This is a genomic window from Mesorhizobium sp. M8A.F.Ca.ET.057.01.1.1, assembly GCF_003952565.1.
In the GTDB taxonomy this organism is placed as follows: Bacteria; Pseudomonadota; Alphaproteobacteria; order Rhizobiales; family Rhizobiaceae; genus Mesorhizobium.
The window spans coordinates 2,050,980-2,072,183 of sequence record NZ_CP034454.1 but is presented as its reverse complement, the minus strand read 5'-3'; the positions used below and the strand labels follow the sequence as shown (position 1 = coordinate 2,072,183).

At 64.9% G+C, this 21,204-nt stretch carries 19 protein-coding genes; 3 read left to right on the top strand and 16 right to left on the bottom strand.

The features are described from left to right. Positions 1 to 78 precede the first annotated feature (78 nt). Positions 79 to 1,584: a WD40 repeat domain-containing protein gene (locus EJ077_RS09480; protein ID WP_208701444.1), complete on the bottom strand. Its 1,506-nt coding sequence runs from the start codon at positions 1,582 to 1,584 to the stop codon at positions 79 to 81. Between the two features lie 319 nt (positions 1,585 to 1,903). Between EJ077_RS09480 and EJ077_RS31585 the strand changes: the two genes are divergently transcribed. Next, positions 1,904 to 2,005 (top strand): putative RiPP precursor, encoded by a 102-nt coding sequence (locus EJ077_RS31585; protein WP_210212161.1) that lies wholly within the window; start codon positions 1,904 to 1,906, stop codon positions 2,003 to 2,005. Here EJ077_RS31585 and EJ077_RS09475 read toward each other — a convergent pair whose 3' ends face one another. The 13 genes from EJ077_RS09475 to EJ077_RS09415 form a co-directional block, all read right to left on the bottom strand. Next, positions 2,006 to 3,193, bottom strand: coding sequence for a hypothetical protein (locus EJ077_RS09475; protein ID WP_208701442.1), 1,188 nt, complete (start codon positions 3,191 to 3,193; stop codon positions 2,006 to 2,008). A 147-nt stretch (positions 3,194 to 3,340) separates the two neighbouring features. Next, complete coding sequence (gene xth, locus EJ077_RS09470; protein ID WP_208701440.1) at positions 3,341 to 4,111, bottom strand: exodeoxyribonuclease III; 771 nt, start codon at positions 4,109 to 4,111, stop codon at positions 3,341 to 3,343. A gap of 173 nt (positions 4,112 to 4,284) precedes the next feature. After that, positions 4,285 to 4,938 (bottom strand): alpha/beta family hydrolase, encoded by a 654-nt coding sequence (locus tag EJ077_RS09465; protein ID WP_208701438.1) that lies wholly within the window; start codon positions 4,936 to 4,938, stop codon positions 4,285 to 4,287. 90 nt (positions 4,939 to 5,028) lie between these two features. Beyond that, positions 5,029 to 5,730, bottom strand: a complete 702-nt coding sequence (locus EJ077_RS09460) for a hypothetical protein (protein WP_208701436.1) — start codon at positions 5,728 to 5,730, stop codon at positions 5,029 to 5,031. 4 nt (positions 5,731 to 5,734) lie between these two features. Next, complete coding sequence (locus EJ077_RS09455; protein WP_208701434.1) at positions 5,735 to 6,853, bottom strand: tetratricopeptide repeat protein; 1,119 nt, start codon at positions 6,851 to 6,853, stop codon at positions 5,735 to 5,737. Further along, entirely contained in the window at positions 6,850 to 7,758 is a 909-nt protein-coding gene (locus EJ077_RS09450) for a Ku protein (RefSeq protein WP_135916490.1), read from the bottom strand. Before EJ077_RS09450 ends, EJ077_RS09455 begins: the two co-directional genes overlap by 4 nt. A 354-nt stretch (positions 7,759 to 8,112) precedes the next feature. Continuing rightward, entirely contained in the window at positions 8,113 to 8,400 is a 288-nt protein-coding gene (locus EJ077_RS09445) for a GIY-YIG nuclease family protein (RefSeq protein ID WP_208701432.1), read from the bottom strand. Positions 8,401 to 8,557: 157 nt separating this feature from the next. Then, positions 8,558 to 11,056 carry a DNA ligase D gene (ligD, locus tag EJ077_RS09440; RefSeq protein WP_208701430.1) on the bottom strand — a complete coding sequence of 833 codons (2,499 nt, stop codon included), beginning with the start codon at positions 11,054 to 11,056 and terminating at the stop codon, positions 8,558 to 8,560. A gap of 41 nt (positions 11,057 to 11,097) precedes the next feature. Continuing rightward, positions 11,098 to 11,322 carry a hypothetical protein gene (locus tag EJ077_RS09435; RefSeq protein ID WP_127278490.1) on the bottom strand — a complete coding sequence of 75 codons (225 nt, stop codon included), beginning with the start codon at positions 11,320 to 11,322 and terminating at the stop codon, positions 11,098 to 11,100. Between the two features lie 107 nt (positions 11,323 to 11,429). Further along, complete coding sequence (locus EJ077_RS09430; RefSeq protein WP_208701428.1) at positions 11,430 to 12,653, bottom strand: GNAT family N-acetyltransferase; 1,224 nt, start codon at positions 12,651 to 12,653, stop codon at positions 11,430 to 11,432. 34 nt (positions 12,654 to 12,687) lie between these two features. Next, the gene (locus EJ077_RS09425; RefSeq protein ID WP_208701426.1) at positions 12,688 to 13,908 is read right to left on the bottom strand and encodes a GNAT family N-acetyltransferase; all 1,221 of its coding nucleotides are present in this window, start codon (positions 13,906 to 13,908) and stop codon (positions 12,688 to 12,690) included. Positions 13,909 to 13,917: 9 nt separating this feature from the next. Further along, positions 13,918 to 15,219 carry a hypothetical protein gene (locus EJ077_RS09420; RefSeq protein WP_208701424.1) on the bottom strand — a complete coding sequence of 434 codons (1,302 nt, stop codon included), beginning with the start codon at positions 15,217 to 15,219 and terminating at the stop codon, positions 13,918 to 13,920. Then, positions 15,216 to 16,385 (bottom strand): glycosyltransferase family 4 protein, encoded by a 1,170-nt coding sequence (locus tag EJ077_RS09415; protein ID WP_208702955.1) that lies wholly within the window; start codon positions 16,383 to 16,385, stop codon positions 15,216 to 15,218. The genes EJ077_RS09420 and EJ077_RS09415 overlap by 4 nt, the downstream gene beginning before the upstream one ends. A 432-nt stretch (positions 16,386 to 16,817) precedes the next feature. On the opposite strand from EJ077_RS09415, the gene EJ077_RS09410 reads away from it, so the two are divergent. Both EJ077_RS09410 and EJ077_RS09405 read left to right on the top strand, forming a co-directional pair. Beyond that, the gene (locus EJ077_RS09410; RefSeq protein WP_208701422.1) at positions 16,818 to 17,987 is read left to right on the top strand and encodes a DUF1972 domain-containing protein; all 1,170 of its coding nucleotides are present in this window, start codon (positions 16,818 to 16,820) and stop codon (positions 17,985 to 17,987) included. Next, positions 17,984 to 19,252 carry a glycoside hydrolase family 5 protein gene (locus EJ077_RS09405; RefSeq protein ID WP_208701421.1) on the top strand — a complete coding sequence of 423 codons (1,269 nt, stop codon included), beginning with the start codon at positions 17,984 to 17,986 and terminating at the stop codon, positions 19,250 to 19,252. The genes EJ077_RS09410 and EJ077_RS09405 overlap by 4 nt, the downstream gene beginning before the upstream one ends. A gap of 55 nt (positions 19,253 to 19,307) precedes the next feature. On the opposite strand, the gene EJ077_RS09400 is transcribed toward EJ077_RS09405, so the two are convergent. Continuing rightward, entirely contained in the window at positions 19,308 to 19,685 is a 378-nt protein-coding gene (locus EJ077_RS09400; RefSeq protein WP_208701419.1) for a hypothetical protein, read from the bottom strand. A gap of 154 nt (positions 19,686 to 19,839) precedes the next feature. Beyond that, entirely contained in the window at positions 19,840 to 21,204 is a 1,365-nt protein-coding gene (locus EJ077_RS09395; RefSeq protein WP_208701417.1) for a VpsF family polysaccharide biosynthesis protein, read from the bottom strand.

The following is a 21,204-nucleotide window of genomic DNA, read 5'->3' as shown; positions in this document are numbered from 1 at the left end:
ACAATGCGCCCCCTCGTCCGTGTCGGCCAGGCGCTCGGCGCGTTCAGAATTCCGGCTGCCCGGGCGCAACATCTCCACTCACTCAGGCGCACCCGCAAACAGCACGACGCCGTCGCCCCCGGTAGCCGGCCAATCCCTGATGGTGCGGTCGTAGCCGCCGGTCAGCACCGTGCCGTCGGCGGCGAAGGCCACCGCGTAGATCGGCCCGGTCTGGCTGTCGAACATGGCGATCTGGTTGCCGCTCTCGATGTCCCACAGCCTTGCGGTGCCGTCGAGCGAGCCCGACAGCAGGCGCTTGCCATCCGCCGACAGCGCCAGTGCGTAGACCGTGCCCTCGTGGCCCTCGAAGCGCTTCATCTCGCGGCCGCTGTCGAGATCCCAGACCTTGATCGTCAGGTCGCCGCTGCCGGTGATCAGGTGATGCCCGTCGGCTGTGAACACGGCGCCATAGGTGCCTTGCTCATGGCCGTGCCAGCTGCGCAGCTGCTTGCCACTTTCGATGTCCCAGAGTTTCAGCGTCCCGTCGATGCTGCCCGACAGGGCCTGCCTGCCATCGGGCGAGATGGCGACCGCGCTGATCGACCAGTCATGGCCGGTCAGCACATGCTGCACGGACCCGTTGACGAGGTCCCAGATGATGACGTTGCCGGTGTCGTGCCCGCTGATGGCGCGCTTGCCGTCCGGGCTGATCGCCAGCTTGTTGACGCCGCCGTTCTGGCCGGATTGGAAGACATGCAGCACCGCGCCGTCTGCCAGTTGTCGCTGCACGATCTCGCCGTCGTCCCCGGCCGTCAGCGCGCTGATGCCGTCCGGCATGTAGAGCGCGGTGCGCGCCATGTCCTTGTGCACGCCGAGATTGCGGATCAGGTGCTTGCCGCCGATATCCCAGAGCTTGATCGTGTGGTCGGTGCTGGCGCTCATGATCGAACGCCCGTCCGGCGCCACGGCCAGCCAGACGACGGCGTCACGATGACCTTCGGGCAGTGTCGGCAGCGGCGGTGGTGCCGGCGGCGGCGGCGCAACCGTTGCCGGCGGAACGAGCGCGACCTCAGGCGGCGCTGGCGCGACCGGCGCCGGCGTAGGCGGCACGACCACGGGCGGAGCTGGTTGGACCGGTACGGCCGGTGGGTTTGCCGCGACCGGCGGCGGGGCCGGCGCTGGCGGCTCGGGCTTTGGCGTGGATTCCACGGGCGGCGCGCTGGCGACATCCTGGCCACCCTCATGCGGCCGCCACGAGCCGAACTTGTCGCCGAGCAGCGCCAGCACGACAAGCACCGGCAGCACCAGGAAGGCCCGGCGGAGGCCCGGACGGCCCGCCGGCTCCACCTCGGCATCCCTGCCGAACAGCGGCACTCCGGCCGCATGCACGGGCCGGCCGGGCAACTGGCCCGCCAGGAACAGCAGCGCACCGATGAAACAGGCAAGTGCGGCCACCGAATAGGCCGCCAGACGCGGCGCGGCCGCGTCCAACCTGGCAAAGCCGTGCCCGGCAAGGGTATCGATCAGCGGATAGGCCGCAGCCAGACAGGCGACCGCGACCACCGCCAGGACGAGCCCCAGCACCCTGTCAGCCAACCTGTTCATCGCGCTCCCCCTCGCAGGTCCTTGGACCAGACTATCAGCGTCATGGGCACATCGCAAAATGCCGCCCGTGCTCACGGAAGACGGACGCAGACACTGCGGTATGAAGAAGATCCGCGGAGGCCCTGCTCGAGAAAATCAGCTTGAGGCCGATCGCGCCGCCGCGGCCACGATCTACGGTTCGATCAAACGATGCCGATAAAGGCTAGTGTCCAATTTACCACGGTGGCCGCCGATATGGACTAAGCCATCCCCGGCGAAATATTGACAGCCCGCCGGGTTATGACACACTCCACCCGGGATATAGTGGAGAGCTTGCATCATGAAGAAGATTTACGAACGGCCCATTCTGATCCGGAAGGGCAATCTGAAATCGATCACGGCCTCGACCAACGGCCCGATTGTGATCTCGATCGCGAAGTAATCAGCCGGCCAGCACGAGGTCGTCAACGACCATTTGCCAGGAGTGTCTTGCCGAAAGGCGGACACGAGTGACTTCCCCGAGCATCGGCGCGTAGTGGAGCGGTGTCAGCGCCGACAGCACCACTTCATCGCTGGCGACCAACTGCTCTCCCAGCCAGCTTTCGATCAGCGCCGTTTCCCCTTCCGCCTTTAGCCAGGCAACACTGAGCAGCACGGAGTGGAAGGCGAATGGCGTCTCACGGCTGAACTCGGCCGGATAGCCGCTGCTCGTATAGGCCACGTGGTCGCCCGAGACATTGCCGTTGACATAGCCCTCGCTGTCCTTGGTGTGATCCTTCGCCATGGCGTTCAGGTTGCGCCACTCCAGCCCCGCATGGCCGCACGGGATCTTGCGGAAGCCGCGCTGGGTGACGTCGTCGAAGCCGATCGTGCGCAGCACTGCCCCTTCAGCCAGGGCTCGTGGCGAAAGCAGACCGAGATCGGCCGGATAAGGTGACAGCGCCAGCTGGCGGTCGAGCCCGCCGCCGCTGATCACCACCATGTCGGCCTCGTCGGCAAGCTCGAAGCGGAAGGCCGGAGCCGGGGCCAGCGCCCGGCGCTCCAGCACCTGCCCGTTCGCCATCACCGACAGCGTCGCGGTGGCGCCTGCCGCCATCCTGCCGGCCAGGCTGCGCACCGGCGCCAGCCCGACCGGTCGCGGCAGGTCCGGCGACACCAGCCCGGTGGGCGAGCCGGGCGCCAAATGGAACTCCATCGACTGCGTCTCGTTGGCGCTGGGCGAGCGCCAGCCCGGCGGCACCGAAACCGAGAACCGATAGGCGCCGGGCAAGCGGAGTGCGGCCGTCACCGCCGACGCCGACATGGTGAAATTGGCGTAGCCGGCATTGTTGGTCCTCGATGACGCGACGAAGCCGCCTTGCCCGTCGAACAGCCGCACCATGATGCCGGCCATCGGCCGGTCGGCCACCCCGTAGCGGCCGTCGCGGTCGACATCGAAATAGACGAAGGACGAGTAGTTGACCGTGCCGGTGCTGCGGCTCCAGTCGGTGCGAATGGCGTAGTCGTTGGCAGGGTCGGCCCGGCGCAGCGCGCGGCGGCGGACACGCGCTTTGCGCAACAGCTGGATGACGGCAGCGGCAATGATCGCGAGCGCCGCGACAAGGATTCCGATGAGGCCGAGGTCACTCATGGCGGACGGGCTTCGATGATGGCCGCTCGCCGTTGTCACGAATGCAATGCATCAGCCGGCCCCTCGCTGGGCAGCCAGCTTAGCGCGAGAGATGACCTGCGGAAAAGGGCTGCGTGCGCCGCTGATGATCAGCGGGCGAGAAGTTCCTCACCCCAATTCCACCCAGACAGGCGCATGGTCGCTGGCGCCCTCCTGCCCGCGCACCTCTCGGTCAATGCCCGCCCCCTTCAGCCGGCGCGCGAGCGTCTTCGACAACAGGATATGATCGAGCCGCAAGCCCGCGTCGCGCGGCCAGCGGTTCCGGCGGTAGTCCCAAAAAGTGTAGAGCGTCTCCTTCGGATATTTCTTGCGCAACGCATCGGTCCAACCTTGGTCGAGCAGCGCGGCGAAGGCGGCGCGGCTTTCCGGCTGCACCAGCGCATTGTCGTCATAGGAGCGTGTGGCATAGATGTCGCGCGGCTCGGGCACGATGTTGTAGTCGCCGGCCAGCACCACAGGCAGGCCGGTGTCGAAGAGTTGTGCCGCATGCGCCTCCAGCCGCGCGTGCCAGGCGAGCTTGTACTGAAATTTCGGCCCCGGCTGCGGATTGCCGTTCGGCGCATAGAGACAGGCGATGACAATGCCGTTGACCGCCGCCTCGATGTAGCGGCTCTGGCGGTCGGCATCGTCGCCCGGCAAGGCGTCGCGGGTCAGCACGGGTTCGGCACCGCGCGCCAGGATCGCAACGCCGTTCCAGGTCGGCTCGCCCTTCCACACCGCGCCGTAGCCGGCATTGGCGAGGCTTGTCAGCGGAAACTGCGTGTCGCGCGCCTTCAATTCCTGCAGGCACACGACATCGGGTTTTGCGCTGGCGAGCCACGCGAGGAGGTTGTCCAGCCGGCTGTTGATGTTGTTGATGTTGAACGAGGCGATCTTCATTGGTGCACGCCGCTGGCGCCCCGCACTTCGTCATCCTCGGGCTTGACCCGTGGATCCATGCCGTGACGTCTGGCGTAGAATGCGACGGGCCGGAGTTCTGCTCCGTGGCGGCTCTCGAAGGTCACGGCATGGATCCTAGGGTCGACACGCGTCGCTTCGCTCCTTGCCTCGCCCTAGGATGACGAAACCGAGGGCTGCGCCACCCACGCCTTCACCCTCTCGGCAAGCGTCTTCAGATGATCCGCCGTCGAGAAACCCGACACGCTCTTGCGCGGCTTCAGATCATGGTCGCCATCCTCCAGCCAGATCACTTCGATCGCATCGGAAAGGCCGTAGGTCGCGACCTCGTCCTTCGTGCCGAACTCGTCGCGCGTGCCTTGAAAAATCAGCGTCGGCGTCTTCAGCCCAATGAGATGTTTGGTGCGCAATTGCTCAGGCTTGCCGGGCGGATGGAAGGGATAGCCAAGGCAGACCAGTCCCGATATCTCGCCCTTGGCGAACATCTCGTCGGCGACCATCGAGGCGACGCGCCCGCCCATCGACTTGCCGCCGATGATGAGCTTGCCCGTCACGCCCTTGGCCCGGAGATCGGCGATCGCCTTGATGTATTCCGGGTTCACCGTCTCCGCGCGCGGCGGCGGCTTGCGCTGGCCGTAGCGGCGCGCCGCCATGTAGTGGAACTCGAAGCGCGCGACCTGGAAACCCACGGCGGCAAGTGCCTTGGCGGTGGCGGTCATCGAGGGAGAATCCATCGAGGCGCCGGCGCCATGCGCAAGCAGGATGGTGACGGGAGCGGTGTCGTGGCCATCGAAGAGGAAGGTTGTCATGGAATAGAACTCCGGTGGCTCGGCGTTGGTGACCCCTTCTCCCCTTGTGGGAGAAGGTGGCCTCGCGAAGCGAGGTCGGATGAGGGGTGTTCAAGCGCCGCCATCGCGATCCTTCTGTTCAACGACCTCGCCGCAAACCTGCGACTGCAGATATTCCACCTGGGCAGCCAGATATTCTGGCCAGCCAGTTGCATCAACACCGCCTATCCATGCGCAAGCAGCCGCACGCCCATGAACCTGCTCAAGCAAACAGAAATAGGCGACATCTCGCCACGCGCCGCACAACTGTTTGTTGCCGTCCATCACATTTAGCGCCGACGCCCAGGTGAACCATTGCCTGATCCATGCGCCGACCTTGCCGTCGAAGTCGGCGGCACACTGGGTTATGAACCCATCCACATCCTGCTCGTCCACGGCACAGAAGGGCCGTCGGCCAGGAGCTGAAAAACTCGAGTAAACATGATCGACCGAAACCCGGAGAAATTGCTTGCTCTGTTGCCGAGAACTTTTCGTCTTGAACTGCGCCGAACCCGGATCCTTGATTTCATACCACTGGTCAAAGTCCTTGTATAATTTGGCGAACTTCTTCCACTTGAACACAGCCACCAACGAGGAGTCATATTCCCCATACCGGCGCTCCGCATAGCAATCGAACTCGATACTGAAGTCCGTAAGGTTGTCAGCTGATGCGACCTCCAACCTAGGGCTGCCTGGCTTGAACCATTTTTGTCCGAGACGGGTATGAAGCTCCTCGGCAACCGTTGTCCGGATGGTTTTTGAATCGAATACCACGCCCTTACCCGGTCGACTGCGCCAGTTGCATATCCACGAACTGCACGCCCCTGGCCGCTACCCCAGCCCATTCCGACCCCGCATCGAGTTCGAGATACCGTACCCAGAGCCGCCGCGCCTCCAGCAAATTGCCGGCATCAAACTCCAGCCGCGCCAAATTGAACACCGGGTCGGCATAAGTCCTGTCGAGCGCGATCGCCTTCTGCAGATGCCTTCGCGCCGAGGCGTCGCGGCCCTGCTCGCTCATCAGGCCCGCGAGGTTGAACCAGGCTTCGACGAAGGCCGGGTCGAGTTTTATCGCCCTGGCATAATCGTACGCGGCTTCGGCCACGCGCCCGGAACCGCGCAAACAATTGGCGCGGTTGAAGGCGGCGATGGCGTCGGTTGGATCGATGGCGAGGCAGCGTTGGTAAAGTGCGGCGGCGCCATCGTGATCGCCGCCCTCTTCCGTCGCTTCGGCCTCGGCGAACAATTCCTCCAGCGTGTCGTCGCCTTGTGCCGCAGCTCCCAGATCGAACAGCAATTGTCCGTCGAGTTCGCTCTGGCCGCCTTCGAGGTAGATCGCGTCGGGCCGGCCAAATGCCGAGCCGACATTGAGCGACTTGGCGGTGAGCGAGGCGACCGGACCGGACCGATGCACCGAGCGCGCGATCGCGCCCCATGTCGCGCCGCCGGCGATCAGCCCGGCATATTTGCGCGCCAGGATCAGGTCGCGGAACGAATAGGGCTCGCCATCATGCTCAAAGGCATCGAACAGACTGAGCCGGTCGAGATCGGCGCCGGACAGCCTCGACTGGTCGATCAGCGACTGGCGCGACAGCGAAGACGCCTCTGGCGCCTTCATCAGCCCGAGCAGCCGCAGGAAACTGTTCTCGCTGAGAAGCATGCGCCCGGCCGCGCGCTCGGCGCCGAAGCGGCGCTCAATCTCGGCATCGCCGTTTTTCGTCATCCCAGCCTTGGCCAACAAGGCCCGTCCGAACACGACATGCGTGGTGCGCCGGGTGACGCCGCGCCTGAGCTGGCCGTGCTGGCGCTCCACCTCGCGCGCGGCGAGCCGGAGCGGAAACGCCGCCAGCGCGCCGATCGTGCCGAAGACAGTGCCCGCAACGGCCGGTGCGGTCATTTCTTGCTCTTGCCGACCGCCTTGAGCAGGTTGGCCTTGAGCGGATTTTCAGGAGCAGCGCCGCCCGCGGCCGCCTTCTTGGCGGCGGGCTTGGCGACCTCGTCGGCCTTGCTCTTCGACTTGGCCGGCGGCTTCGACTGCGACAGGCTGGCCTTCAGCGCATCCATCAAATTGATGACGTTGCCGCGCTCCGGTGCCGCCGCGATGATAGGCTTGTGGCCCTTCAGCTTCTCGCGGATCATCGCCATCAGCGCGACCTCGTAGCGGTCCTCGTAATTCTTCGGATCGAAGGTGGTTTCCTTCTGCTTGATCAGCGCTTCGGCAAGCTGCAGCATTTCCGGATCAGGCTTGCCGGCCGGAATGTTGCCGAAATATTCAGCTGTGCCACGCACTTCGTTCGGGTTCCTCAACGTACACACGAACATGCCGTTCTCGCGCGCGCCGATCGTCACCACGCGCTCGCGGCTGGACAGCACCAGCCGGGCGATGGCGAGCTTGCCGGATTTGCGCATGGCCTCGCGCAGCACGGCGAAGGTCTCTTCCGCCATGGCCCCGTCCGGCGCCATGTAATAGGGCGCGTCCTGGTAGATGACGTCGACCTCGTCCTCGTCGACGAAGGCCTCGATGTTCATCGTGTGGTTGGATTCGATGCGCACCGCGTCGAGGTCGGTGTCATCGATGATGATGTACTGCTTGTCCTCGTACTCGTAGCCCTTGACCAGATCCGCGCGCTCGACGAGCCCCAGTTCGGGATCGACCGGCTTCATGTTGATGCGGTTATGGGTCTTCTTGTGCAGCTGGTTGAACGAGATGCGCTCGCTGGCGCTGGTGGCGGGATATAGCCGCACCGGACAGCTGACGAGACTGAGCTTGAGGTAACCCTTCCAACTTGCCCTGGGCGCCATGATGAACTCCTACGCGGCCATGCGCTGACATTTTAGCTTGAGCATGACCTTGTCCGAAAACCGGTTCCCACTTTTCGGGATCATGCTCTCTGCAGCGCTTTTCGTCCGAAGGACGATCGACGCCGAGGAAATCCTACACCGACCCCGCACAATACCGGCAAATCCCTGACGAAACCTTCCGGCGGGTTTTGGGTCACAGGAAGAGAATAATTCAAATTGTCGGCAGCGTCGATGGAGATGGAACTGAGAGGACTTGGTGCTTCGTCATCCTAGGGCGGAGCAGTCGCGAAGCGACGTCGCGAAGACCCTAGGATCCATGCCGCGACGCTTGAGCTTCGCAACGGCGCAGAATACTCACCAACCCGTCCCGCGAAATAGCTCGAACCATTCCGGATTGGCCTTCTCGATCAATTCAACCTTCCATTGGCGTGGCCAGCGCTTCAACGATTTCTCGCGTTGGATGGCATCAGTAATGTCGAAGTGCTCCTCGTACCAGACTAGTCGTTGCACGCCGTATCGGCTTGTGAAACGTGAGCCTTTGCCTTCCTTGTGCTCAGGCATTCGGCGGCCCAAGTCGTTGGTAACCCCTATGTAGATGGTGCCGCCTTTCTGGCTCGCGGTCATATAGACGTAGCCGGTCATACTGCGATATCACCTTGCGATATTGCCAATGAACACTCCGAACGGTTGTATCTTATGACTGATGTCACGGCATGGATCCTAGGGTCTGCGCGCGTCGCTTCGCTCCTTGCTTCGCCCTAGGATGACGAAGTGTAGGGATTGCGCCGACGCTTCCGGCTTACACATGGCCAAACACCGGCAAATCCCTGGCGGCCTCATCGATCTCCGCCCACGGATCGCCCGACGTCTCCAGCAGCCCCGGCAGCGAGGCATAGTTCAAATCCTGCGGTGCATCGATCGCCTCCAGGTCGCTCCAGCTCACCGGTGTCGAGGCCGGCAGGTTGGTGCGCGCGCGCAGCGAATATGGCGCCGCCGAGGTGTGGCCGCGCGCGTTGCGGTGATAGTCGATGAAGATGCGCCGCTTGCGGTTTTCCTTGCCCATGGTGGTGGTGAAGGTGTCGGGCGCGGTCGCCGCCAGATGCGTTGATATGGCGCTGGTTGCCTGGTGCAGCTTCTTCCAGTTCTGCTTGCCCGTCACCGGAACGGTGATGTGGATGCCGCTGCCGCCGGAGGTTTTTGCGAAGGGCACCAGCCCCAGTCCCTCGAGCTCGCCCTTGATGTGGACGGCGGCCTCGACCACCTCGCGCCAGGAAATCCCCTCGCCCGGGTCGAGGTCGAAGACGATCTGGTCGGGCTTGTCGAGGCTGGTGCGGTGCGTGCCCCAGGTGTGGAATTCGACGACGCCGAACTGCGCCAGCGCCAGATAGCCCTTGGCGCCCTCGACCGAGAGATAGGACTTGGTCTCGCCCTCGGAATTGGTCGCCTGGAACGTCACCACCGAAGGCGGCATGCCGGTGAAGGCGTGGCGCTGGAAGAAGCAGTCCTTGGGCAGGCCGGTCGGGCAGCGCACCAGCGACACCGGGCGGCCAAGGATGTGCGGCAGCATGAAGTCGCCGACCAGCGCGTAATAGACGGCGATGTCGAGCTTGGTCGGCCCGGTCTTGCCGAACAGCCGCCGCGTCGGATTGGTCACCCAGATGGTGGCGAGATCGGCTTCGGCGATCAGGCGCTTGCGCTTGGTCGACACCGGCGTCGACAGGCCGACATCCCTGAGACCGCGAAACACGCCATGGCGCAGCGCATTGTCCGCCGTGCGGTTGGCATAGTGGACGCGCGCCGAGAACAACGGTTTCACCCAGTGCATCTCGCGCATGATTTCGCGCGGCACCCCTTCGGGCACCGAGGCGCCTGATGTCAGCGGCTCCAGCCGCGCCAGGAGATCGGCGGCCGTCCCGCGGTCGAAGCCGGTGCCGACCTTACCACGATAGTGCAGTTCGCCATCCTCCCATTCGGCCATGCCAAGGGCTGCCAGCCCTTCCGCCGCGTCGGAGACGGTGTAGCCGGCAATGACGAAGTCTTCGCTCTTTAGCGCCTTGGTCTTGGTCCAGCTCTTGGTGCGGCCGCTCTGGTAGATGGCGGTCGCCCGTTTTGAGACGACGCCTTCCAGCCCCATATCCGAAGCTTGATCAAAAAGCCCCTGCCCCGAACCCTCGACATGGTCGGAAAACTGGATGGCGGAATTGGCGCCGAGCCCGCCAAGCAGCTCAGCCAGCAGCGCCTTGCGCCGGATGAGCGGCACCTTCATCAGGTCCCAGCCGTCGAGATGCAGCAGGTCGAAGGCGTAGAAATGCAGCTTGCTGCCGGCGCCGCTCGCCAGGGCGTCCTGCAGCAGCGCGAAGCGGGAAATGCCCTTGGCGTCGAGCACGACGATCTCGCCGTCGATGATCGCCTCGCGGCACGGCAGCTTGGCGAACGCGCCGGCCAGGTCGCCATAGCGCTTCGTCCAGTCGATGCCGCCACGGGTGATCAGCCGCACCTCCCCGTTGGCGACATGCGCCATGGTGCGGTAGCCGTCGAATTTGATCTCGTGCAGCCACAGCTCGTTCGTGTTCTCGGCAGGGCTTTCGCCGCCCGGCGGCTTCGGCACCTGGGTCGCCAGTTGCGGCTCGATGCGGCTAAGCGCCGGCGCCTTGGCCGCGCCCGGCAGGCCGCCCGGCTTCAGCGAACCAGGCTTTCGCACGGACTTCGCAATCGGCTTCGGCGGTGCCACCAGTTCCTCGATGCGCAATCCGGATTTGACGCTCTCCGGCCGCGCTTCGAGAATGTCCAGCGCCGTGTCGGCGGCGAGGTCGCGCTCCTTGAACAAGAGCCAGTTCTTCTTGTTCTCGTCCTCGCCGGGCTTGGGCTTCAGCCGGGTTAGCATCCAGCCGCCATTGAGCTTTTCGCCGGCCAGCCGGAACTTGAAGGCGCCGGTGCGCAGGCTTTTGTCGACATCGTCCATCGGCGCCCAGCTGCCGGTGTCCCAGACGATCATCGGCCCGCCACCATATTCGCCCTCGGGGATGACGCCCTCGAAATCAATATATTCGAGCGGATGGTCCTCGGTCTCGACCGCCAATCTTTTGTCGGCCGGGTTGAGCGAAGGCCCGCGCGGCACCGCCCAGCTTTTCAGGACATCGCCGACCTGCAGTCGCAGATCGTAATGATCCGCCGTCGCATGGTGCTTGTGGACGACGAAGCGATTGCCGTCGCCGACGATCAGGCCGCCGGCGGGTTCGGGCGTTTTGGAGAATTCGCGCTTGGCGCGGTAGGATTTGAGCTTGGGAGGGCTGGCCATCGGTCAGAGATCGAAGCGCGTGGCAACAGCAAACAAGCGTCTCAATCGTCAATCGCCGGCGTCAGCTCCAGCTCGGCCGGCGACAGCCCCTGCTGCAACTGGCTCAAGCGGAATTCGTCGACCCAATAGGCCTCACCGTCGACCAGCACGCGCGCACTGTAGGTGCCGCCTGAGAAACTTTGCGCGGTGATGTAGACCTTGTGGCGGTCGAGCGCCTTGCGCACCGCGGCGCGCTTGGAGTTCTGGCTGTTCACGGCAGTGGACATGCTCTTCGCCCTCGGTCGCCTGACACGGAACTCGGCTCTTTGGCCGCCCAGCGACTGGCCCCAAGGATGGCGGAGACATACGGCCCTGTCAATTTCGCGTGCGTCCTTCAGGTCTTCAACCGCCGCAAACGGCGCATCACGCCCTGCACGGCCTTGTAAAGCCGCGGCTTGGAGCGCACGAAAAGCTCGGTCCTGCCGTGCAGCCTGATATAGGCGGTCGAGCCCCTGCCCTTCAGCGTCATCGGCTCGCACAATTCGGCCAGCACCGAGCTCGCCGCGCCGATATGCTGCTTGTATCCCTGGCTACCGACCGAAAGGTCGAAATAACCGAGCCCTTGCGCCCGCCCCCATATCATCAGCTTGCCGATCGTGGTCAGGCCCGGCGAGACGTTGGGCACCGCCTCCTGGTCGATCCCGAGCAGCAGGGCGTGCAAGGTGCCCTTCATGACCAGCACGTAAATCACAGCGAGATAGGCTTGGCCGACGCGCAGCCCGAACAGCCGCACCGAGCCGTCGGAAAGCCCCTGCAGAGCGGCATTGCGGTAGAACTCGACGATCGGCGCCTGAGTCAGGAGGTCGAAGCGGCCGAGCTCGCGAAAGCGGTTGAGCCTGAGCTCCACCAGCGTGCCGAACTGCTCCTCGATCATGTCAGGCGTCTCGGCTTCGACCAGTGCGAGGCGGCCGAGCTGTTCGAAGCGGCGGCAGTGCTTGTAGAAATGCTTTGTAAAGGACTGTTTGCAGATACGCTTGATCAGCGTTTCCGGCTCGCCATCCATGACCAGGCCCGAGGCGATCTGGATGGAGTCGCGCGCCGCCGAAAGCAGCGCCAGCGGGTTGGCGACGCCGTGGATCTGGCGCGGGATTCCCGCCACGTGGATGCGGTCGGCCGGCGGCAGCACGGCGCGGACCGCGGCCCAGGCGGCGTCGGCGCTTTGCGTGGTCCAATGCCTGGCATCGGCCAGCAGCGGCGCCGAATAATCGCACACGCCGCAGCTTAGCCATTCGATTACATAGTGGCCAAGCGCTCGGCGCCGCATCAGCGGCAGCAGCATGACAGGCGCGCCCGTGGCGGCGTCGTTGACTTCGACGACGAGCAGATCAGCACTTTTGGGCATCAGCCGGCTGGCAATTCCCTCCACCCAGGCAAGACCCTGGTGGCCGGTGCACAGGCCGGTTTCCTCGAGGCGCTGCCAGAGCTGCCTTATGGTGTCAAAGCTGGTGTGCAGCCGCGCCGTATAATGCGCGCCGACGTCAATGCCGGCTCTGATCGGGGAAACTGGTTGTACCGGTGCATCCGCCGCCGCGGCCGGCTGCACTGCCTGGCTTGCCACATGCTTCTCCTATCCGTTCTGGCCCGCCCCGGCATCAACCACGCAAGCGCCGCAAACCCCGCATCGTTCCCTGGACCGCTTTGAGCAGCCTTGGGTTGGAGCGCACGAAAGCCTCGGCCCGCCTGCGGAACTCGATGGCGGCATTGGCCACCCTGCCCCGCATCGTGAACCCATGGCGGAGTTCGACCAATACCGAACCCTTGGCGCCCATATGTTCCTTGTAGCTCTGGTTGCCGACGGACAGGTCGAAATACCCAAAGCCCTGTTCGCGCGCCCAGCCGATCAACCTGCCCATGATTGCAAGCCCCGGCGAGACATTGGGCACGACGCCTTGGTCCATTGCTATCAGCAGAGCATGAACAGTCCCTTGATGAACCAGGAGATATTGAACCGCGATCAGGGCCTCGCCGACGAGCAGCCCGAAAAGCCGCACGGAACCGTCCAACAGGCCCTGAATGGCCGCGTTCCGGTAGAAATCAACGATCTTCTCCTGTGTCAGCAAATCGAAGCGGCCAAGCTCGCGAAAGCGGTCGAGCCGCATGCGCACCAGTTCACCGAAGATGCGCTCGACCTCGGCCGGCGCGCCGGCCTCGACCAGCTCCACGCCGCCAAGCCGTTCGAGGCGACGCCAGTCCTTGCCGAATTCCTTGACGAAGGACGGCCTGCAAAGGCGCTTCAGGACTGTTTGCGGGTCGCCGTCGATGGCGAGGCCGAAGGTGGTCTGCATGGAATCGCGCGCGGCCGGGAGCAAGGCCAGCGGATTAGCGACGCCGTGGATCTGTCGCGGAATTCCCACGATGTGGACGCGGTCCGACGGCGGCAGCGCCGAGCGCACCGCCGCCCACGCGGCCTGCGCGGATTGCCTGGTCCACAGGCTGGCATCGGCCAGCAGCGGCGCCGCATAGTCGCAGACGCCAGAGCTCAACCATTCCACCACCCAATGCTGGAAAACCCTGCGCCGCATCAGCGGCACCAGCATTCTGGGTTCGCCCGTCACGGCGTCGCCCACCTCGACGATGAGGAGTTCAGCGCTTTCCGGCAGCAGCCGCGCGACGATCCCTTCGGCCCAGGCGAAATTCTGGTGGCCGGTGCACACGCCCTGCGCCTGGAGGCGCAGCCAGAGCGGCCTGACCGCGTCGAGGCTGGTGTGCAGTTTCGCCGTATAGGCGTCGTTGGCGGCGATGGCAGCGGGGTGTGGAACCTGCCCGTCGGGCAGGTCGGTCATCGCGGCAATTTGCGCTGCCTGGCCTGACACGTCCCCCTCCTACCGTCTTACCGCGGCGAACGAAACCGCCCGCCGCCACGAGCCCAGCCGGCTGTCGCGCTGCTGGTCCGGATGTTCGATGTTCCACATGCGGTGATGCACGAAATACCACGATGCCACGAGCACGAAGATCTCGGAGATCGCGGAACCAGCCAGCGACCAGGGCGGAGACGCGACCGCCAGCAGGATCGCGATCAACGCCAGCCCGACGATGGCGCCGCCCAGGGTGATGAACGCGACGATGCGGAAGTCGCCCATGATCTCGAGCACGATGCGGGGCATGATGTAGAGCATGATCGGGATGAAATTCGCGATCACGAAAAGCCCGATGAACTCCACCGACGCATTCTGGAGAGCCTGCGATTTTATCATCGGCAGGACGAACAGGATGGCGCACCCATAGGCCACCGCACCGAGCCCCATGACGACCGCCCACAGCTTTGCCTGCGCCCAGACACGGCGCGTCTCGTTGTTGCGCATCAGCTTGGCGAGTTCCGGCTGCGTCATATTCACGAAGGCGAGGCTGATGATGCGCAGCGGCGCGAACAGCACGATTACCGCCGCCAGCGGCGCATAGGCGGCCGGCCCGGCAATGCCGGCGACCAGAAGCGCCAGGCATTGGCCCTGGATGTTGGTGGTGGTGGCGCTGAATGCCGACCAGCAGAGCTGGGCCCAGAGCCTTGCATAGCGCCGCCGCGTCGGCATGCGGAAGCTGATGCGCATCGTGCGCCGCGCCAGCCGGACCAGGACGAAGATGCCGAACAGATTGGCCGCCGCAAGCGCGTAGAACACGGTCTGCAGCATGTCCCTGGCCATCCAGATCTCCAGGCCGGCCATGACGGTGCCGGCGATCGTGAAGGCGGCATCGCTGATGGAGACGATCACCTGCTGGCGGCGCGCGAAGAAGGCCGTGCGCATGTGGCTGCGCAGCGACCATGCACCGACGAAGCAGCCGGCGGCAATTCCGCTGGGATCGCCCAAAAGACGCATCACCACCGCCGTGCCGACGGCCATCAGCAGCGCAACGACCAGCGCCGCCGTCCCGAAGGCCACGTCATAGGCGTTGACGCCGGCGCTGTTGGTGCTCTTGCCCATCCAGATCGAGGCGGGAACGGCGGTGAGCGACCTGATGTAGGACAGGCCGACGCCGCCCATCACCATGCCGATGGCGAAGAGACCGTAGCCTTGCGCCGACAGCATGTGCAGCAGCGCGATGTTGAGGGCAAAGTGGAAGCCGCTCTGCATCGCCTCGCCGCCGATCATCAGCACGAGGCGCCGCACCAGATGGCCAGGCAGTTTCACGGCCGTGTCTCCGCCTGGCGCGCGGTTGCCGGCCGGCTCGGCTTGGCGATGGTTGCCTTCAGCTTGTCCGTGGCTATGGCCGCGATCGCCGTCGCCGCGACCGGCTCGCTGAAGACCGCCTCGTAGCGCGCCCGCCCGGCGGCGACAAACGAGCGCCAGGCCTCGGGCCGCAGGATGATTTCCTCGAGTTTGCCGGCCAGCGCGGCGGCATCGCCAGGCGGAACGTGCCAGCCGGTCTCGCCGTCGCTGACCACCTCGACCAGCCCGCCGATCGCCGACACCAGTGGCGGCCGGCCATAGGCCATCGCTTCGATGGCAACGCGGCCGAGCGATTCGGGACGCCGCGACGGCACGGTGACGATATCGGCCCAGCGATAATGCTCGGACGGGTCGGAGATGAAGGGCAGCACGCTGACGCGTCCGCTGAGCCCCATGCCGTCGACCAGTTCGGCGAGCGCGCGCTCGCGCTCGACGCTTTCGAAGGCGCCGCCGACCAGCCGCACCTCGACCCTCGACTTGAGGTCCGTCGGCAGCGAGGCGATCGCCTCCAGAAGCACTTCCTGGCCCTTGATCCTGTTGACGCGGCCAAGCAGCAGCACCTTGAGCGGACGCTTGCCGTCATAGGTCATCGCTTCGGCCGCCGGCGGGCCGGCAACGCCGTTATAGACCACGTAGGAGCGCGCAGATCGGGGCTCGCCGAACGCGGCGCGGGTGGCGCGCGAGTTGAAGATGAGGTCGGCATGGCTCCAATGCATCAGGCCGACAAGGATCCTGCGCATGGCGCCTTCGGGAATTTCATGGATGTGCAGCACGGCCTTGTCAGGCAGAAGGCGGGCGGCCAACGCATAGTCGGCCACGATCGAGGTGTTGACATAGGTAAGGTCGCAATCCCTGAGCCGCCGCCAGGCCCTCAGCACCGCGACCGGCAGCCGCGCCATCTCGATGGTGGCAAGGCGCGCAATGGCCTGGCGCCTCAGCACCCAGAGCGGCTCGAAGACGATCCGGGTCGCATGCGGTTCGAGGATCTGCACGATCGGTCCGCCGCGCGGCAGGACCACTTCGATGTCGGCTGACGGAAACGCGGCGCGCAGCGCGGCCACGCTCTCCGCGAAGCTGCGGTCGGAGCCATAGAGTTCATAGCCCTGATGGATGCAGGCAATCCGCATCGTCACATGCATCTTTCTGTCAGGGGTGGTGTACGATTCCGCCGCCTGACGGCATCAGCGACAGGAAACTTCAAGTCCAACAACCCCTTTGGACTTCACTGGTTGCCATGAAACGGATGCCATCCGGATCACCCCGCCAATGCTGCACGCCCTCCGCCGATTCTGGCGCGCAGAAGTCCACGAGCAAGGATCGTGCCGGGCCTGGTTTGACCGTCTTCCGGCCGCCAGGTCCTGGCAACGCCTCGTTTCGATACATACGCAGGGAAGGTTGACCGATAGTGAAACAGCGCCGGCGGCCGGAAGAAATATTTTACAACCCCGGTGCGATAATGGGCGAACCCCGACTCTGGTATGGATATCGCCAGGCAGCGGTTTCGGGATTGGAACAGCCTCGCATTGCGGAATCGAGCGGATTTGAAAGCGCCAGCAGCCATGAGACCGGAAACGCCCACCATCCTGATCCTTGGGACACGCGGCATTCCCGCGGCCCATGGCGGCTTCGAGACCTTCGCCGAGAAGCTGGCGCTGTTTCTTGCCGGGCGCGGCTGGAAGGTCGGCGTCTACTGCCAGGAGGAGGTCGAGCGGGTCGACCGGACGGTGCGCGTCGACACCTGGAAAGGCATCGATCTCATCCATGTCCAGGTCGCCTCGAAAGGCCCGCGCGCGACGCTGGAATTCGACTGGCAATGCGTGCTCGACGCCGCCCGCCGGCCCGGCGTCTGCCTGGTGCTCGGCTATAATGGCGCTGTCTTCCTGACCTGGCTGAGGCTGATGCGGCGCAAGATCATCACCAACATGGACGGCATCGAATGGCGCCGGCCCAAATGGGGTGTGGCGGCACGCACATGGTTCTGGCTCAACGAGTGGATCGGCGCCTGGGCCTCGCACCGTCTGGTCGCCGACCATCCGGTGATCGCGGATCACCTGGCGACACGCCGGCCGCGCAGCGCCATAGCCACCATCGCCTATGGCGCCGACCCGGTGACATCGGCACCGGAGGCGCCGGTGCGCGCGCTCGGCCTCGAGCCCGGCAAATACCTGATCTCGATCGCGCGCATCGAGCCCGACAACAACATCCTGCCCATCGTCGAGGCTTTCTGCAGCCAGAAGCGCGACATGAAGCTGGTGGTTCTGGGCACGCTCTCCCCTGAAATTCCCTATCATGTCGCCGTCCGCAACGCAGCCAACGCCTCGGTGGTCCTGCCCGGCGCCATTTACGACCAGGCGGCGGTGAAGGCGCTGCGTTTTCATGCGCGCGCCTATCTGCATGGCCACACTGTCGGCGGCACCAACCCCTCGCTGGTCGAGGCGCTGGCCGCCGGCAATATGGTGATCGCCCACGACAACCCCTATAACAGATGGACCGCGGGCGCGGCCGCCATCTATTTCACCGATGCGCGCAGCTGCGCCGAGCGGATGCGGCAGGCGATGGAGGATGACGCCCTGGTTAGGACCTGCGGCGCGGCCGCGAGGGCCCGCGCCAACGAAGTCTTCCGCTGGGACGATGTCCTGCTTGCCTATGAAACCGAAGCCTACCGGCTTCTGGGCGTGACCGCCGCCGGCGCCGTGCCGGTCGATCGCCCCTCACCCGGCGCCGTATGACGGGTTGGTCGCGGCGGCGGCTGCTGAGGACCGCGCTGTCGACGGCGCTGGTGCCCGCCACGGCGGCGCTTTCTTCCGCGCCGCCCGCTTTGGCTGCCACTGGCGAACGGCGCTTTCGCCGCGGCGTCAATGCCTGGCCCTGGTTCGCGCTGACGCGCGAGTTTCCCGCGCCGCGCACCGACTATGCCTGGCCGCCCTTCCAGTCGCAGCGGCCGGTGCCGACAGCCGACGACCTTCGCCGGCTGCGCCGGACCGGGCTCGATTTCATCCGTCTGCCGGTCGATCCCGGCCCCTTCCTCGCCGCCGACGCCGCCACGCGCGTGAAATTGCTGGCGATGCTGGACGATGCCGTCGCGGCTGCCCTCGATGCCGACCTCGGCATCATCGTCAACGTGCAGGCCAACGGCGCCACCCATTACTGGAATCCCGACCGCATGGTCTCCAGCACCGCCGCGCCCGAATTCGAAGCCTATCGCGCGCTGGTCGGCACGCTTGCCGGCAGGCTGCAGCGCTTCGCACAGGGCATGGTGGCGCTGGAACCGGTCAACGAGCCGCCGCAATCCTGCTCCTCCAACGTCTGGTCCAGTGTCCAGGCGGCCCTTTTGACGGCCGCCAGGGCATCGTCGTCGACCTTGCCGCTGGTCGTTACCGGCGGCTGCGGCTCCATGGTGAGCGGGCTCGCCGCGCTCGATCCGGAGCCGCTGGCGGCCTTCGAGCCGATCCTGTTCACCTTCCACTTCTACGAACCCTATCTGTTCAGCCATCAGGGCGCGCCCTGGATGCGCGAACCCGTCTACCGTGCGCTGAACAACGTGCCATGGCCGGCCTCCGCCGGTTCGCTCGATCGGACGCTGGCCTCGGTCAGGGCGCGCATGGCGCAGGACATCGAGACCTCCGAAGCGGACAAGCAGGCCGCCTATGCCGAAACCGAACGCGTGCTGAAGGTCTATTTCGATGCCAGGCCCGACCGCTGGTTCATCGACAAATATATCGGCCAGGCGCGCGACTGGGCCGACAGCCACGGCATCGCGCCTGGCCGAGTCATCATGGGTGAATTCGGCGCGCTGCGCACCGACGCCCGCTACGTCGCCGCCCCCAACCCCGACCGTGCCCGCTACATCGCCGATGTCAGGCAGAGCGCCGAGGCATCAGGCTTCCCCTGGGCCTTCTGGGACCTCTTCGACGGCATGGGCATGATGGACGACACGACGCGCGCGCTCGACCCGGCCATGGTGGATGCGCTGGGTTTGAGGATGGCGAAGTAGAGAGTCGACGACGGAAAGTGGCCGCGCGCCTCCTTCTCTTTTCGTTTGGTGCCCACTACCGATAGAGGTTCGGGTGCCTGGCCTTCTCGGTTTGACAATTTCCCGCCCTCTGAACCGCCATCGCGTAGGCTCTTTCATAGGCGTGGATGGCCCTCTGGAACTTGCCCGGATTGGGTGTCAGATGTTTATCGATCCCATCGTATAAAAGGACTGGAACAGTTATGATCGCTTTTCCATCCTCGTTCGGCCGCAACCGACATCTTTGGATTACGCCGTTCAGATCGCCCGCCATTGTTGCGACCTTCTTCAAATAGGCATCGTCCTTCCCAGCCAAGAAATTAATGTTGTTCTGCTCTCCTTGCCCTGCTGAGGCAGCCGATATCGCGAAGCAAATTCCTGCGGTGAATGCAGCAAAAGCAAAGCCTGGTTTCATTGTCCCCTCCCAATTCGTATCCAAGAAAAGCACATTTGTGCATAACTGAACAACTGGCGGGTAGTGGCAAAGAATCTGTCGCTATAGACAACCTTCTTCGCGATAAACGCCTCGGCATGGTTCGCGGCGGCCCTCCGACCGCCACATCCTATGGTCAACGTCTTGGCATGGAAACGCGTGGGTGCGTCTGGGCTTGTCTTCCCGCTGCCACCCGCACCGGCCGGTACAGCACCAGCGCGATCACCACGAACTTGGTCATCAGCGTCGTCTTGGACGCCAGGCTTTCGGAAGTGTTGAGCAGGATCAGCCAGCCCAGCATCGTCAGCCAGATGCCGGGATGGCAGCGGCGCGCCACTTCATGCATGAACAGTACGAAGCCGAGAAACAACAGCAGGGTGAAGAAGGCGCCCTGATAGAGGATCAGGCGGATGATCGGGTTCTCGATGCCCTGTTCGAGGCCGTTGATGCGGCGCAGGCTTTCGATGAGATCGATATCGGGTCCCACGATCAGGTCGCGCAGTTCGAAATGCTTGAACAGCTCGAACATTTCGACGCGGGCATTGGCGCTGCCGCTGTCCGACACGAAGCGTTCCAACAGCGCGTCGAAGAAACCGTAAGAGAACAGCATGGCGAGCACGACCGGCAGCAGCGAGCAGAGCACGACGGCAAGGGCGGCACCCAGCAGGCTGATGCGTCCTCGCCGCAGATAGGCGACGCCACTGAAAAGCAGGTAGATGCCGCCGAGCGCGATCGTCGTCACCATCGCCGAGCGCCCGCCGAACACGACCAGCGCCGCGCATTGCAGGCCGATCAGCCCGAGCCGCAGCGGCATGGACAGCGATCGCGAACCCGAAAGCAGCGCCAGCACGTAGATCGCGGTGATCGTGGCGTTGGACAGCGGATGGCCCTGAAGCGCCGTCGAGCGCAGGTCGTTCGTGAACACCTCGCCGTCGAGCCGGTAGGGAAAGACCAGCGTCTTGGTGGCGAACTCGAACAGCGCCAGCAGCGCGTTCACGGTCATGACCGCGTGGACGACGGTCCGCATCCGGGCGAACGTCCTTTCGTCGTCCTCGGCCAGCATCATCACCAGCAGCGCCGGCGCCACGAAGGTGTCGATCATGCCGGCCATGCCAGGGCGCTGCCTGACGATGACGACGACCAGCAGCATGATCGACATGACGGCCAGCAGCGCGCTCGCCGGCCGCCTGTCGGCGATGGCCAGGGTGTAGCCGACCGGGTTGCCGAAGGTGCAGGCGCGCCAGGCAAACATCAGCACGAGCAGATAGGTCGAGGGATGGATCTTGGTCGCCGGATTGCCGGTCAGGCCGTCGTAATTGTAGCCCACCAGCCACAGCATGCCGCCCGAGATGCTGAACAGCAACGCCACAACCGCCACCAGGCCGCAGCCGGTCACCCAGTCGAGCGAGTTGCCGGCGGGGCGAGTAGCCGCGACTTGACCCTGGCCGGCCCAGCCGGCTGCCGGGGTGGCGGACCGGGCGGCACCCCGGATGGCAGCCAT